Genomic DNA, 15,780 nt, shown 5'->3' with positions numbered 1-15,780 from the left:
AAAATGAATACTTATAAAGAACTCCAAAGAGAATGTTATGAAGCGAATATGCAGCTGGATGCGCTGAAGCTGGTGGTCTATACCTTCGGGAATGTAAGTGCTGTAGACCGTGATAAAGGTATTTTTGCCATTAAGCCAAGCGGTGTTCCTTATGACATTTTAAAGCCGGAAGATATGGTAATTTTAGACTTTGATGCCAATGTCATTGAAGGAAGGCTCAGACCCTCTTCCGATACCAAGACCCATGCTTATCTGTATAAAAACTGGAAAAATATCGGTGGAATTTCCCACACCCATGCGATCTATTCCGTGGCGTGGGCACAGGCACAAATGGATATTCCTGTTTTCGGGACCACCCATGCAGACCATTTAACGACAGATATTCCCTGTGCTCGTCCTATGCGGGATGAATTGATCGAAGGAAACTACGAATACAATACAGGAATACAGATTCTGGAATGCTTTAAAGAAAAGAAGCTCTCTCCGGAAGAAGTAGAAATGGTTCTGATCGGCAATCACGGACCTTTCACCTGGGGAAAAAATGCAGAAAAAGCAGTCTATAACAGCAAGGTGCTGGAAACTATTGCTGAAATGGCTTATCTCACCAGACAGATCAATCCTGATGCAAAACGTCTAAAAGATTCGCTCATCAAAAAACACTACGAACGTAAGCACGGCAAGAATGCCTACTACGGACAGGAATTTAAACACTAAACACTTCAACATAAACAACTATTAACGATCAACAAAATTATGTTAACACCCCTCAATACCAAAGAAGTCTGGTTCATCACAGGAAGTCAGCATTTATACGGTCCTGAAACACTTGCTCAGGTAGCAGACCACTCACAAAAAATTGTGGCAGAACTTGAAAAATCTTCTTTCATTCCGGTAAAAGTTATTGTAAAGCCAACGGTAAAAACTACCGAAGAAATATTTGAAACCATTGCAGCAGTCAATCAGGCAGAAAACTGTATAGGAATCATCACATGGATGCATACTTTTTCACCCGCCAAAATGTGGATCAGAGGATTAAAAATTTTACAGAAACCTCTTCTGCATCTGCATACCCAGTTCAACAGAGATATTCCGTGGTCTACCATGGATATGGATTTTATGAATCTTAACCAGGCAGCTCACGGAGACCGTGAATTTGGTTTTATGGTAAGCAGACTGCGAAAGAGCAGAAAAGTAGTGGTAGGACACTGGTCAGAAGAAAGAGTTCAGAAGCAGATTGGTGACTGGAGCCGTGTTGCTGCAGGTTGGGACGACTGGCAGGGAGCTAAATTTGCCCGTTTCGGAGATAATATGAGATTTGTAGCCGTTACAGATGGTGACAAAGTGGAAGCTGAAACCCAATTTGGCTTTTCAGTCAATACCTGGGGAATCGGTGATCTTGTCGGAGTTATCAACTCTGTAAGTGAAGGAGAAATAAAAAGCCTGATGGAAGAATATGAATCTTCTTATCACATGGCAGCATCTCTTTTGGCAGGAGGATCCAACAGAAGTTCACTTCATACCGCTGCAAAAATTGAATTGGGGCTTGAAAAATTTTTAAAAGATGGAGGATTTAAAGGATTTTCAGATACTTTTGAAGATCTTCACGGGCTGGAGCAGCTGCCGGGAATTGCCGTACAGCGACTGATGCAGAAAGGATATGGATTTGCAGGCGAAGGAGACTGGAAAACAGCAGCACTCGTTCGTGCCATGAAAACAATGGGGCAGGGCCTGAAAGGAGGAAATGCTTTTATGGAAGATTATACCTACCATTTGGACCCTTCCAATCCTTCCATTTTAGGTTCTCACATGCTGGAAGTGGATCCTGTTCTGGCTGCCGGGAAACCTTCATGTGAGATCCATCCGTTGGGAATCGGCGGAAAAGCAGACCCGGTTCGTCTGGTTTTTAATTCCAGAGGTAATATTGATTCTCTCAATGCTGCACTGATGGACTTTGGAAGCCATTTTAGACTCCTGATCAACAAAACAAAAGCATTGGAGATTACAGAAGAGCTGCCCAAACTTCCGGTAGCAAGAGTTTTATGGAAACCTCTTCCTGATTTATATACGGCTGCAGAAGCGTGGATACTGGCGGGAGGAGCACACCATACATGTTACAGTGAAAATATTTCAGCAGAGCAGCTGGAAAATTTTGCTGATATAGCTGGAATTGAATCATTAGTCATTGATGAAGATACCAGAATGCGTGATTTCAAAAATACACTTCGTTGGAATGAAATGTATTATCGTTAATTAATTTTAAAAAATATGTAAATAATTATGAAAAAAACAACATATAATGGCGTTTTTATTTTATTATTTTTAATTATTTTCGGTTGCAGAAAAGAAAATAACAAACAGGATATTTCAGGGAAAATGGAGCATGTTCATACTTCAGACTATGGAGTTACGCCTAAAGGCGATTCTATTAAAAAATACACTTTAAGCAATAAAAACGGGATGAAAGTTGAGGTTATCAACTTCGGGGGAATTATTACCTCTTTAACAGCCCCGGATAAGAATGGGAAATATGAAGACGTAGTTTTGGGCTTTACAAAACCCGAAGGGTATTTCGATGGCAATCCCTATTATTTCGGTGCGTTGATCGGAAGATATGGCAACAGAATTGCCAACGCCAAATTCACACTGGAAGGTAAAACATACGAAATCGACAAAAACGATGGACCCAACAGCCTTCACGGAGGAAAAGAAGGATTTCATACCAGATTCTGGAATATTGAAGTCGTAAAGGATGCAAAATTTCCAACATTGAAATTGTCCTATACCAGTGCAGACGGCGAAGAAGGATATCCGGGGAAATTGATAACAACCGTTTTCTACACCCTTACAGACGATAATGCTCTGGAAATTTCCTACGAGGCAGAAACGGATAAGCCTACGGTAGCGAATCTTACCCAGCATTCTTATTTTAACCTGTCCGGAAATTTTACTAAAACGATTACTGATCATGAACTGCAAATTAATGCAGAACATTTTCTTCCGGTGAATGAAACTCTGATTCCTACCGGTGAGCAGAAAGCCGTAAAAGGAACTCCCTTTGATTTCACAGTTTCAAAACCTATCGGAAAAGATATCAGCGCAGAAGACGATCAGCTGAAAAAAGGAAAAGGATATGACCACAACTGGATCCTGAATGGAAAAGGTTTAAGAAGTATTGCCAAAGTTTATCATCAGGGGACAGGGAGATTGATGGAAGTCTTCACAGATGAACCCGGTGTACAGTTTTATTCCGGAAATTTTCTTGACGGAAAATTTGATACCAAAACTGGTGGTAAAAATGAATTCAGAACTGGATTCTGCTTAGAAACACAACATTTTCCGGATTCACCGAACCAGCCTTCTTTTCCTTCTACAGAATTGAAGCCCGGACAGAAATATCAGTCGAAAACCATCTATAAATTCTCGGTTAAAAAGTAAACTATGGGAAAATTAGCAACTATTGATATCATCATATTCCTGATCTATTTCGTAGTGGTAGCTTCCTACGGACTATGGATCTATAAAAAGAAAAAATCTGAATCTACAGGAAGTAAGGACTATTTCCTGGCGGAAGGGTCTTTGACCTGGTGGGCAATTGGAGCCAGTTTGATTGCTTCTAATATCTCCGCTGAGCAATTTATAGGGATGAGCGGCGAAGGTTTCTTTGTAGGAATCGCTGTGGCTGCTTATGAATGGATTGCTGCTATTGCACTGATCATCATCGCAGTCTGGTTTATACCGATTTACCTTAAAAATAAGATCTATACCATGCCCCAGTTTCTGGAAAGAAGGTATAATAAATCTGTTTCATTGATTATGGCAGTCTTCTGGCTGTTTCTGTATGTTATTGTGAATCTTACTTCCATTCTTTACCTTGGAGCTCTAGCCATTGATACCTTACTGGGAGGAGAACATCTTCACGGTATTATGATCGCCCTTTTGCTTATGGCACTTTTAATCGGCCTTGGAGGGATGAAAGTAATTGGATATACAGACGTTATACAGGTGGCTGTCCTTATTATTGGTGGATTTGCAACGGTCTATATGGCGCTGCAGATTGTAGACCAGAGAATCAACGGAGCTGCTGTAGGAAATGCGCTGGCAGGATTCAATACCCTGATCAATGAAGCCCCGCAGCATTTTAAGCTGATTCTTCAAAAGCCAACAACTACCACCACTACGTTGGCAATGCCTCAGAACCTTGACGTACAAAAATATGTCGTGTTGCCAGGTCTTGCCATGTACTTTGCGGGTCAGTGGATTGTAAACCTGAACTATTGGGGATGCAATCAGTATATTACGCAGAGAGCTTTGGGAGCAGATCTGAAAACAGCAAGAACAGGAATTTTATTTGCCGGATTTCTGAAATTATTCATGCCTGTGATCGTAATGCTTCCGGGAATTGCTGCTTATGTTTTATATTCCAAGGGACATCTTCCGGGATTCAACGGAGTGAAAGATGGAGCATACTCTGCAATATTAGGATTTTTACCTGCAGGCCTTAAAGGGTTGGCTATTGCAGCATTGACGGCAGCAATCGTAGCTTCACTGGCTGGAAAAGTGAATAGTATCTCAACGATTTTTACACTGGATATCTATAAAAAATATCTTAAAACAGATGCCACTGAGATCCAGATGGTAAGAACAGGAAGATGGGTGATTATTATTGCGATGATGACCGCACTAGCATTTACATGGACGGATGTTTTGGGAATAGGGGGAGAAGGGGGCTTTACGTTTATTCAGAAATATACAGGATTTATCAGCCCCGGAGTTTTTGCCATGTTTATCTTAGGAATGTTCTGGAAAAGGACAACTGGAACGGCTGCTTTAGTAGGTGTTATCTTAGGTTTTGTTCTGGCAATCTTCTTCAACAGCTTTGCTGTGGATATTTTTGGCAAAGAAACCTGGATGTATACAGCATTTACCTATGAAAAGCTTGAAAACGGAATCGTTCATACCATTACCGAAATTCCTTTTCTGATCAATATGGGATGGTCGTTTTTTATCACGATAATTGCCATGATACTGATCAGCCTTGCAGGTCCCAAGGTGAATCCTAAAGCCTTTGCCATTGATGCAACAATGTTTAAAGTAGATAACAGAACTTTGGTTTTAATTGTGATGACACTACTTTTACTGACTGCCTTATATGTAAGGTTTTGGTAAAAGTAAATAGTCAATAGTGAATTCGTTTCACTTGTCAATTTTAGAAATTCCCCATTAACTTGCGAAGCAAAATTGACTTTTCATATACAATAAAAAAAACAGGATGCTTAAAAAGCATCCTGTTTTTTTATTGGTATCAGTTCATCCCAATATATTTGAACTTGAACAATTGACACGAAGTACCGTAATAGTCCCAAAGGTGTAGGTTTGAATTGCCATCCATGGTACAGTTGGGGATATCCCAGCCACGTGTAGGATCCACCTTGGACAGGATTTTGTAATAACCGTTGGAGGCGGCAACTACCTGCCAGCTCTGTGCATCATTACTATAGCTTTGCCAAAGCCGGATTGCAGTTCCCAGTGTATTGCTGTTACTGGCAAGATCAATGCAGCGATTGGATGTACTCGCTTTGGATACAAAACGCCAATAGCCATTACCTGCGTCAATAGCGACCCATCGCTGTGCCGCAGCACCATTCCTTGTCCATGGTCTTAATACTGCGCCATTGGCGTCCTCTCCGGATTTCAAATCAAGTACTTTGTTCGTATCGGTCTGAAACTCGATCTCATAAATACCATTATTGACCAGGCTGCTGTTTGTATTACAGTTTCCAACAGGATAATTGGAGGATGCATATTGCTGGAACCACTGTTTAACTGGTGCGGCGCATGCTTCCCAATCGTTGTTGTAGGCGGTTCCTGCATTAACATCGCCTTTGTGGAGAAGATTATCCGGGGCAAGAACATTCCAGCTTACATTGCCTGACTGATCAACAATATATTTTAAATTGGCGCCAAATCCGCTTCCGCCTGCTGTACCAGTTGTACCGATGCCGAAGGTACCATATCCCTGAGGTGCCCAGTCGGTTTCAGTAATGGCGATTGGTGCTATATCTGCAACTGGTTTAACATTGATATTCCATGCGTTCTGAAAGGATTGATAGTTGGTGAGGCCGCCCCAATAACCAGGATAGATGTGAACAGCATATCCAATATTACCACCGGTGATTTGGTTATTGACATAGCCTTGATAATGTGATTGCCAGCCCGTACCTGGTATCCAGCAAACATTATTAGCCCCGTTGTTGCGAATGATGTTCACTAATGGCTGAAAGAAGTTTTTGAGTGCTGCAAAATGTTCATTTCCTGTACTGCCCCAAGTACCATTTGTTCCCAGGATTTCAACAGGTTCATTGGCTAATTCAAACATCACATTGTCAGCATTCTTTAATCCGGGATGCTGAGACAGAAAAGTCCATACGGTCTTGAGATAGCTATGGTACGCATCATTGACTGCAATACGACTTGGGCATACGCCTGGTGGACGTAGGATGACATACATTCCCAGGCTTCGGGCATGGTTGATCAGTGGGATTATCACCTGATCTGTATAAGTAACCAGACGGTTATAATTGAATCTTGAGATATCATTCTCAGGGATAGCCGGTCCGGGATCATTGGTCCAATACGGATCAATATGAAGGCGGATGTAATTGAGATACCAGCCATCAGCAGCGCTGCTGAGCTTGTTCATGACAGCTTTATTATAGTTCAGAGCACCCTGTACATTGTAATTATCCCAGGTACAGTAGCCGGAATTGGCACCATACTGACAGCCATTGAACCATGGGCTGGGAGTTATGGCAACACCATGTAAGATAACATTATTGTCACAGGGATCTTTAAGGTATCTGCCTCCAACATGCAGCATTGGTGTTGCTGCCAATGCTCTTGCACTAATGCTGGTACTTAAGTTGGTTTCAGGTTCTTCTAGTAAATTTTTTTCATCCATCGTAGAACAGCTGGAAAGAATGATTAACAGAAAGGCCAGAAAAAGCCACATTTTGTTTGTTTTCATAATTGATATATTTAAAGGTTTGGTCTTATTTTTTAGCTTTCAATAACTTGTTTCCCATCCTGCACAGGAGTATTGCGCAGATAAGTAAAACTTTCTGATTTATTGACGCTGGATGTGAATGAGGATTGATGCTATATTTTTCTATTAAAACTACTCAACTGCTTGTTTCCGGTTCTTCAACAATGGTTTTAACAGAACAATAGAATCATTTCTACTCAGTTTCTGATTTGAAAATCTTTTTCTCTCTTTTTCTGGTTTCCCATGAAGGTGAGGGTAGGTTTGTGAAAATCTGAGTTGTTGTCAAATATGGTTATTAGTTTTGTATAAAAATAAACAAAATATTAATTATAAATTAATATTTTATCAAAAATTAACAAAAAATTACATATCATAAATACGATTATAAACCATTTAATTATAATCTATCGTGTGGTAGGAGAAAATAAAAAACCTTATCATAAATTTTTATTACGATCATTCTGAAAAAGCAGGAATAACTGTTTGGCTTGCTTGAAATTGTCGGTAAGTACACAAAAAAAATCTCGCAAAAGTGAGATTTTTAATAAGGGTATGTGGAATTTTATATCACTCTAAACTGTTAACTTTCTACAAATTCTCTTCTAAAATTATAAAGTTGTTTATTAGATCTTAAACATAAATCCGCGGGAGATTTTTTTGTTGTATTTTTTTTCGTCAAAGCGGTAAAGAAAAGATCCCTTTCTGGACGAAGTCATATCCTTTTTGTTGGTATTCAAAAGAATATCCATACTGTTGATCTTACTGGTAAAATTCCGTTTATCAAATTTTTCATCAAAAATGGCTTCGTAGAGATTCTGAAGATCCTTCATTGTGAATTTTTCAGGAAGAAGCTCAAACCCGATAGGTCCTGTGGAAGCTCTTCTCCTTAGCCTGGCTACAGCATCCTTTACCATTTCATTATGATCGAAGATAAGATCAGGTGCTTTCTGCAGTTCTACCCATTCTGCACTGTACTGCTCATTGATCTGAATATCTTTCTCAATATTGATCAGTGCATAATAGGAGATAGACATGATTCTGGCTGTTGGCTCCCGCTTAATTTCCGTATAGCATTTCAGCTGTTCAAGATAAATATTTTCAAGACCGGTTAATGTACACAGAACTCTGTTAGCGGCTTCATCAGAGGTTTCCTCACTGCCAACAAAACCACCCATCAATGACCATTCGCCCATCTGCGGTTCAAAATTTCTTTTTACAAGAAGTATTTTTAGATTTTCGCCGTCAAAACCGAAAATGATACAGTCAACAGCAACAAGGTGTTTGGGATATTGGGAGTAATCCTCAGTCATCTTTTATATTTTACTACAAAGGTAAATCTTTTATGGATATGATATTATATAAATGTGATTCATACACTTTTTAATCTGAATGATTTATTTCATTAAAATTATTCCTAAAGGATATTTTGGGAACTAAAACAGTCAGCAAAACTGAAAATTATCACTAAAATGAGGTTAATCATACATGAATTAAATGTTAAAATTATGTTAAAATATAAATTTATATTGATAATAATTAATAAACAAGACTTAACGTTAAAAATACGATAAGGTATTTGCTGTATTGTTGAAATTTCTACCAAAACATATCCTGAAGTCATTTTCATAGGGAATCGTATAATTTCAGCGCTTTGATTTTTTGTGATCTGATTATCTTATTTTTTATGATAAGGTAATGTGTTTTCTGTTATTTTTAGGGCTTTACCGGAAGTTTTAAATGAAAAAATAATGGATTCAGACTCAGAAAATGTTTCGTATATAGATTCTTTCCATTATTTTAGAAATGTTGAATTAACATTTATTCATGACTCCAAAACTTTCAGTTATTTTATTATGTTTTGCTGCATTCACCTCTGCACAGGTGAAGAAGAAAATTCATTATTTCCCTTTGGAAACTGTAAAATTATCAGAAAGTATTTTCAATAAAGCTATGATGGCAGACCGTCGATATCTCATGGCCATGGAACCGGACAGATTGCTGGCTCCTTATCTTAAAGAAGCCGGGCTGAAACCTAAGGCAGATAATTATCCCAATTGGGAAAATACAGGGTTGGATGGGCACATAGGAGGACATTACATTTCAGCATTATCCCTGATGTACGCTTCTACAGGAGATACTGCAATACAACAGAGAATTGATTATATGATCAATGAACTGGAACACTGCCAAAATACCTCTCCGGACGGATACATTTCAGGGATTCCCAACGGGAAAAATATATGGAAAGAAATAAAACAGGGAAATATTCGTGCTTCAGGCTTCGGTTTGAACGACCGGTGGGTACCTTTATATAATATTCACAAACTGTACTCAGGGCTGCGCGATGCGTATTGGTATGCCAAAAACGAAAAAGCAAAGGCAATGCTTATAAAGCTTACGGATTGGATGGCAAATGAAGTTTCAGACCTTTCTGATGAGCAGATACAGGATATGCTGCGCAGTGAACATGGAGGGCTCAACGAAGTTTTTGCAGATGTTTATGACATTACTCATGATAAAAAGTATCTGAAACTGGCTCACCGATTTTCCCATCAGGCTATTCTTACACCGCTTTTATCGGGAGAAGATAAGCTTACAGGACTTCATGCCAATACACAGATTCCAAAAGTAATCGGCTATAAACGTATTGCCGATCTTGAGAATAATACGTCCTGGAGTAATGCCGCTGATTTTTTCTGGCATAATATTACAGAGAAAAGATCTTCAGTTATTGGAGGTAACAGTGTCAGTGAGCACTTTAATCCTGTTAATGATTTCAGCAGTATGATAAAAAGTATTGAAGGTCCGGAAACCTGCAATACCTACAATATGCTCAAGCTTACTAAAGAGCTTTATGCAACGCAGCCCGAATCATATTATATAGATTATTACGAAAAAGCATTATATAATCATATTCTTTCCACAGAAAATCATGATCAGGGAGGTTTCGTGTACTTTACACCAATGCGTCCCGGACATTACCGTGTGTATTCACAGCCTCAGACCAGCTTCTGGTGCTGTGTAGGGTCTGGAATGGAAAATCACGCCAAATATGGGGAAATGATTTATGCCCGGTCAGGTAAGGATTTATATGTGAACCTGTTTATTCCTTCCACATTGACATGGAAACAGCAAAAAGTAGTGCTCCGCCAGGTCAATAAATTCCCGGAAGTCCCTGAAACAACTTTGATCTTTGATGCTGCAGGGAAGTCAGAATTTGACGTAAAACTGAGATGCCCGGCATGGACTACACCTTCGGAAGTAAAAATTCTGATCAACGGAAAACAGCAGAAAGTACAGCGTAGTTCCGACGGCTATTTTACACTGAATAAAAAATGGAAAAAAGGAGATGTCGTGAAAATGATTTTACCGATGCATCTTTTCGCAGAACAGCTGCCTGACCATTCCCATTATTATGCATTTAAATACGGGCCTGTGGTGCTTGCCGCAAAATACGGAACAGAAAATCAGCAGGGGCTTCTTGCGGATGACAGCAGAGGAGGCCATATTGCTCATGGTCCTCAGATCCCTTTAAGCGAAATTCCCGTTATCCTTGGAAATTCTTCAGAAGTTGTCAGTCATGTTGCGCCTTCGAATAATAAACCGCTCAACTTTACCGTTACAGGTCTTTATCCATCTGAAAAATTTGGGAAAGGTTTAGATCTTGTACCGTTTTACAGTATTCAGGCAGAAAGATATATTTTGTACTGGCCTCAGGCTGATAAAAACGGAATAGAAAATACATTGAAGCAAAGGGCAAATGAAGAAGCAGAAACCAGAAAACTGGATATGATTACTACAGATAAGATCCAGCTGGGAGAACAGCAGCCGGAATCAGATCATTTTATAGAAAGTAAAGATTCCGGTACAGGATATTTGGAAGACCGTCATTTCCGAGATGCTAAAGGCTGGTTCAGTTACCAGATGAAAAATAACGAAAAAAAAGCTTTATACCTTTATCTGCTTTATTTTGATGCGAATACCAGCCGTACGCTGAATATTGAGATCAACGGTAAAAAAATCATTACCCAAAATCTGGAAGGAAAGTCCGGAAGTTTACCCCAATATCTGATTGTTCCGATTCCGGATTCAGAAAAGAATAAAGAAAATTTTACTGTAAAATTCCTTGCAGATGAAAAACTCATGACCGCTAAAGTCATCGAAGTCCGTTTACTGACAGAAAATTACGAAAAGAAATAAAGCTGAACCAACATTAAAAACAGATTTTTTCCATGAAGAACAGAACTCTATATTTATTATTTTTTCTCGCAGCTATTTGCAGTTTTCATGCAAAGGTAAGGCTTCCCGCATTGGTTTCAGACGGAATGATCCTTCAGAGAAATCAGGATTTGAAGATCTGGGGATATGCAGATGCAGGAGAAAAAATTACAATTAAGTTTATCAATAAAACGTATAATGCCACAGCAGACCAAAGTGGAAACTGGTCTCTTATGCTTCCAAAGCTTAATGCCGGAGGTCCATATACCATGATGATTAATGAAATTACCCTTAAAGATATTCTTATTGGTGATGTGTGGGTGGCCTCAGGACAATCCAATATGGAGCTTCCGATGCGTAGGCTGACACCTTTGTATGAAAATGAAATTAAAAACGCCAATAATCAGAATATAAGATTCTTCACAGTTCCGCAGAAATATAATTTTAAAGCTCCGCAAAATGATCTTGACGGAGGAAAGTGGGAAAGTACCAATCCTCAGACTATTCTTGATTTTTCGGGGGTTGCTTATTTTTTTGCGAAAGAACTGAATGAAAAAAACAAAGTTCCTGTAGGAATCATTCATACCAGTCTGGGAGGCTCTCCGGTTCAGGCCTGGATGGATGAAAAATCACTGAAAAAATATCCGGAATATCTCACTGAAGCAGAAAAATGGAAAAATGATGATCTGATAAAATCTACAGAATCCCAGGAAAGATCATTAAGCAAGGCATGGTATGCAGAGCTGGATCAGAGTGACATTGGTTTCAACCAGCACTGGGAAAAAGATAACGCTAATGATTCCGGATGGAAAACCATGATGGTTCCGGGATCGTGGGAAGATCAGGAAGGCTCGTTTGAGGGTTCGGTATGGTTCCGTAAAGAAATTATGCTGCCCAAAGGAGTGGATAAGAAAACAGCATTTCTCAATCTGGGAAGGATAAAAGATGCTGATATTACTTACATCAACGGAATTAAAGTAGGAAATGTAACCTATGAATATCCGCCACGCTGGTATGACATTCCGAAAGGTATTTTAAAAGAAGGAAAGAATATCATTATGGTAAGAATTATCAATGGCAGCGGAAAAGGACAGTTTATCGCTGATAAGCAGTATTATCTGGAAATCGACGGACAAAAAACAGACCTTAAAGGCGAGTGGAAATATAAAATAGGAGCAAAAATGGAAAAAATGGCTCCCGGACAGACATTTATCCGCTGGAAACCGGTAGGGCTTTACAATGCGATGATTAACCCGCTGATCAATTATAAAGTCAAAGGATTTATCTGGTATCAGGGTGAAAGCAATACAGGAGTTCCAAAAGAATACAGTGATTTGCTGTCGACAATGATCTCAGACTGGCGTTCAAAATGGAACAAAAAAGATATGCCATTCCTGATTGTACAGCTGGCCAATTTCATGGAGAAAAAAGATGAACCTCTGGATAGTGGTTGGGCAGAACTGAGAGAACAGCAGAGACAGGTTTCTCTTAATGTTCCTTATTCAGGACTTGCAGTAACGATTGATTTGGGAGAATGGAATGATATTCATCCGCTCAATAAAAAAGCAGTAGGTGACAGGCTTGCTTTACAGGCTCTGAAAATCGGGGAGGGCAAAAAAATCATAGCTGACGGACCCGTTTATCAGTCGATGAAAACAGAAGGGAATACCATTGTTTTATCTTTTAAACCTGGTACAGATGATCTGGTACAGGGAAGCCTTAAAGGTTTTGCCATACAGCAGAAAGATGGCAGCTACCAATGGGCAAAAGCAGAAGCAAAAGGAAATAAAGTTAGGGTATGGAATGATCAGGTCAGCAGTCCTGTTAATGTACGCTACAACTGGGCAGATAATCCTGACGGCAATCTTAAAAATAAAAACGGGCTTCCTGCTTCACCTTTTACAACAGAAAAAAATTAATTTAACATAGAAAACCATATTAAAATCAATGGATAATCAGCCACAAAAAATATCGGTAATCGAAAAAGTAGGGTATAGCTTGGGTGATCTGGCAGCCAACCTTGTTTTTCAGACCTTAGTCACCTACCTGACCTATTTTTATACAGATATTTACGGACTCAAAGCAGAAGATGCTTCTGTCCTCACCCTTACCGTAGGTTTAATTGCCGGGTTTGGCTTTAATCCGCTTATCGGAGCACTGGCAGACCGTACAAGTTCACGATGGGGGAAATTCCGTCCATGGATTTTATTTACTGCTGTACCGCTTGGTATTGCAGCACTTTTGGCCTTCAGCACGCCTCACTTTTCCTATCAGGGTAAAATGATTTATGCTGCGGTTACCTATTCATTATTATTGTTATTATACGCATCCAATAACCTGCCTTATGCTGCTTTGAGCGGTGTTATCACGGGAGATATGGGAGAAAGGAACAGTATTTCTTCGTACCGTTTTGTAGCAGTGATGTTTGCACAGTTCTTTGTACAGGTATTTATGCTGCCTATCATTTTATATGTAGGACACGGAGATAAAGCACAGGGAATTGAGACCGTTATGACATGGCTGGCTGTGATCGGATCGATTATGCTGCTGATTACCTTTTTTACCACAAAAGAAAGAATCATTCCCAAGCCGGAACAGAAGTCAAGTCTGAAAGAAGATTTAAAAGATCTATTCCAGAACAGGCCATGGATTATTATGCTTACTGTGACCGCATTTATATTCATTACGCTGGCCATGAAAGGAGGATCTTATGTATATTATTTTAACAACTATGTGGATGAAAATGCCTTGAAGAACTTTATATCACCCATTACAGCATTTTTTAATTCTGCAGGGATGAATTTCTTTGGGGAAGACCCAAAGTCTGCAGGATTCGGATTATTTAACGCAGGAGGAATTGTGATGATGATTGTAGGCATTACATTCTCTAAAAAATTGGCAGACAGATTTGGAAAGCGGGACACTTTTATAGCGTCATTATTCATTTCTACCTTGTTTATCCTTGCTTTTATATTCTATCCTCCGAAAGCAGTGGGGATTATGTTCTTATCACAGATTGTACACGGATTCTTTTACGGAATCAGCACACCGCTTTTATGGGCTATGATTGCTGATGTAGCCGACTATTCGGAATGGAAGAACAACCGCAGGGCAACAGCCATTATTTTCTCTGCCATGATGGTAGGCTTAAAAGTAGGTCTTAGCATAGGAAGTTCTTTTGTAGCGTTGATTATAGGAAAATATGGATATATTTCTGCACAGGGAAGCGAAAATATTGTTCAGCCCGAGACTGTGGCAACGGGTGCCAGAATGTTGGTGAGCATATTCCCGTCCATTCCGTTTTTCATTGCCTGCGGACTGCTTTTATTTTACAAAATCAACAAAAAAATGGAAGTTCAGATTGAAAAAGATCTGGCTGAAAGAAGAAAATAAAACGATTACTATGAAACGTATTTTAATTGGTTTGGCGGTTATTACCGCTTCCGGGCTGTCGGCGCAGAAATCCGACGGTACTTTAAAAAAAGCATTTCAGGATAAATTCTATATCGGGACCGCTATGAGTCTTCCCCAGATTGATGGTACAGATAAGAAAGCAGTAGCGATTATCAAAAAACAATTCAGCTCTATTGTTGCTGAAAATTGTATGAAATCTATGTTTCTGCAGCCTCAGGAAGGGAAGTTCTTCTTTGATGATGCCGATAAATTTGTTGCTTTCGGGATGAAAAACAGTATGTTCATCATCGGTCATACGTTAATCTGGCATTCCCAGCTTCCAAAATGGTTTTTTACAGACAGCAACGGAAAGGATGTTTCTCCGGAAGTATTGAAACAACGGATGAAAAATCATATTACAACAGTAGTTTCCCGGTACAAAGGAAAAGTAAAAGGATGGGATGTGGTCAATGAAGCCATTCTTGAAGACGGATCCTACAGAAAAAGTAAATTTTACGAAATCCTGGGTGAAGATTTTATTCCTTTGGCATTTCAGTATGCGCAGGAAGCAGATCCTAATGCTGAATTATATTACAACGATTATAATGAATGGTATCCTGAAAAGGTAAAAACAGTCATCACAATGGTTGAAAAACTTAAATCAAGAGGAATCCGTATTGATGGAGTGGGAATGCAGGCCCATGTCGGAATGGATACCCCTTCTATCGATGAATATGGGAAAGCAATTCTGGCTTATTCCAATGCGGGAGTTAAAGTTAATATTACAGAACTGGAAATTAGCGCGCTGCCTTCTCCATGGGGAAGTTCTGCCAATGTTTCAGATACCGTTGCCTATCAGAAAGAAATGAATCCTTATACCAAAGGACTTCCTAAAGAAGTAGAAATGAAATGGGAAAAGCGTTACCTTGATTTCTTTGGCTTGTTCTTACAACATAAAGATAAAATAAGAAGGGTAACCTTATGGGGAGTTACTGATAAGCAGTCCTGGAAAAACGATTTCCCGGTGAAAGGAAGAACAGATTACCCATTACTGTTTGACAGAAAAGACCAGGAAAAACCTGTAGTACAAAAAATAATAAAATTGGCAGAGAAAAATTAAAATCAAT

The 15,780-nt window shown here is 39.3% G+C and carries 10 protein-coding genes; 8 read left to right on the top strand and 2 right to left on the bottom strand.

The annotated features are described in order from the left end of the window. Positions 1–3: 3 nt before the first annotated feature. Genes ODR02_RS09405 through ODR02_RS09390 form a run of 4 tightly spaced genes read left to right on the top strand, consistent with a single transcriptional unit; the run spans position 4 to position 5,166 of the window. Positions 4–714 carry an L-ribulose-5-phosphate 4-epimerase gene (locus ODR02_RS09405; protein WP_309512258.1) on the top strand — a complete coding sequence of 237 codons (711 nt, stop codon included), beginning with the start codon at positions 4–6 and terminating at the stop codon, positions 712–714. A 39-nt stretch (positions 715–753) separates the two neighbouring features. Next, positions 754–2,250 (top strand): L-arabinose isomerase, encoded by a 1,497-nt coding sequence (gene araA / locus ODR02_RS09400; RefSeq protein ID WP_309512257.1) that lies wholly within the window; start codon positions 754–756, stop codon positions 2,248–2,250. A gap of 27 nt (positions 2,251–2,277) precedes the next feature. Next, the gene (locus tag ODR02_RS09395) at positions 2,278–3,435 is read left to right on the top strand and encodes an aldose epimerase family protein (RefSeq protein WP_309512256.1); all 1,158 of its coding nucleotides are present in this window, start codon (positions 2,278–2,280) and stop codon (positions 3,433–3,435) included. A gap of 3 nt (positions 3,436–3,438) precedes the next feature. Beyond that, positions 3,439–5,166 carry a sodium:solute symporter family transporter gene (locus tag ODR02_RS09390; RefSeq protein WP_309512255.1) on the top strand — a complete coding sequence of 576 codons (1,728 nt, stop codon included), beginning with the start codon at positions 3,439–3,441 and terminating at the stop codon, positions 5,164–5,166. A 136-nt stretch (positions 5,167–5,302) separates the two neighbouring features. Here the strand turns inward: ODR02_RS09390 and ODR02_RS09385 are convergent, their stop codons facing one another. Continuing rightward, entirely contained in the window at positions 5,303–7,024 is a 1,722-nt protein-coding gene (locus ODR02_RS09385; protein ID WP_309512254.1) for an RICIN domain-containing protein, read from the bottom strand. A 641-nt stretch (positions 7,025–7,665) separates the two neighbouring features. Continuing rightward, on the bottom strand, positions 7,666–8,352 hold the full coding sequence (locus ODR02_RS09380; RefSeq protein WP_077416005.1) for an NUDIX hydrolase: 687 nt from the start codon (positions 8,350–8,352) through the stop codon (positions 7,666–7,668). A gap of 514 nt (positions 8,353–8,866) precedes the next feature. On the opposite strand from ODR02_RS09380, the gene ODR02_RS09375 reads away from it, so the two are divergent. The 4 genes from ODR02_RS09375 to ODR02_RS09360 are packed head-to-tail and all read left to right on the top strand — an operon-like array spanning position 8,867 to position 15,773. Next, a complete protein-coding gene (locus tag ODR02_RS09375) occupies positions 8,867–11,242 on the top strand; it encodes a glycoside hydrolase family 127 protein (protein WP_309512253.1) in 2,376 nt (791 codons plus the stop codon). Between the two features lie 32 nt (positions 11,243–11,274). Then, a complete protein-coding gene (locus tag ODR02_RS09370; protein WP_309512252.1) occupies positions 11,275–13,179 on the top strand; it encodes a sialate O-acetylesterase in 1,905 nt (634 codons plus the stop codon). Positions 13,180–13,207: 28 nt separating this feature from the next. Beyond that, positions 13,208–14,653: an MFS transporter gene (locus tag ODR02_RS09365; protein WP_309512251.1), complete on the top strand. Its 1,446-nt coding sequence runs from the start codon at positions 13,208–13,210 to the stop codon at positions 14,651–14,653. 10 nt (positions 14,654–14,663) lie between these two features. Further along, positions 14,664–15,773, top strand: a complete 1,110-nt coding sequence (locus ODR02_RS09360; protein WP_309512250.1) for an endo-1,4-beta-xylanase — start codon at positions 14,664–14,666, stop codon at positions 15,771–15,773. Positions 15,774–15,780 lie beyond the last annotated feature (7 nt).

This window comes from Chryseobacterium sp. CFS2 (genome assembly GCF_036543225.1).
In the GTDB taxonomy this organism is placed as follows: domain Bacteria; phylum Bacteroidota; class Bacteroidia; order Flavobacteriales; family Weeksellaceae; genus Chryseobacterium; species Chryseobacterium culicis_A.
Note: the sequence above shows the minus strand (reverse complement) of the source record. Positions and strands in the feature narration are given on the sequence as shown.

What these genes read in the sequence shown, in the direction of transcription:
- ODR02_RS09380 (WP_077416005.1), bottom strand. Translation starts at nt 8,352, where the DNA reads ATGACTGAGGATTACTCCCAATATCCCAAACACCTTGTTGCTGTTGAC.
- araA (WP_309512257.1), top strand. Translation starts at nt 754, where the DNA reads ATGTTAACACCCCTCAATACCAAAGAAGTCTGGTTCATCACAGGAAGT.
- ODR02_RS09390 (WP_309512255.1), top strand. Translation starts at nt 3,439, where the DNA reads ATGGGAAAATTAGCAACTATTGATATCATCATATTCCTGATCTATTTC.
- ODR02_RS09375 (WP_309512253.1), top strand. Translation starts at nt 8,867, where the DNA reads ATGACTCCAAAACTTTCAGTTATTTTATTATGTTTTGCTGCATTCACC.
- ODR02_RS09370 (WP_309512252.1), top strand. Translation starts at nt 11,275, where the DNA reads ATGAAGAACAGAACTCTATATTTATTATTTTTTCTCGCAGCTATTTGC.
- ODR02_RS09405 (WP_309512258.1), top strand. Translation starts at nt 4, where the DNA reads ATGAATACTTATAAAGAACTCCAAAGAGAATGTTATGAAGCGAATATG.
- ODR02_RS09385 (WP_309512254.1), bottom strand. Translation starts at nt 7,024, where the DNA reads ATGAAAACAAACAAAATGTGGCTTTTTCTGGCCTTTCTGTTAATCATT.
- ODR02_RS09365 (WP_309512251.1), top strand. Translation starts at nt 13,208, where the DNA reads ATGGATAATCAGCCACAAAAAATATCGGTAATCGAAAAAGTAGGGTAT.
- ODR02_RS09395 (WP_309512256.1), top strand. Translation starts at nt 2,278, where the DNA reads ATGAAAAAAACAACATATAATGGCGTTTTTATTTTATTATTTTTAATT.
- ODR02_RS09360 (WP_309512250.1), top strand. Translation starts at nt 14,664, where the DNA reads ATGAAACGTATTTTAATTGGTTTGGCGGTTATTACCGCTTCCGGGCTG.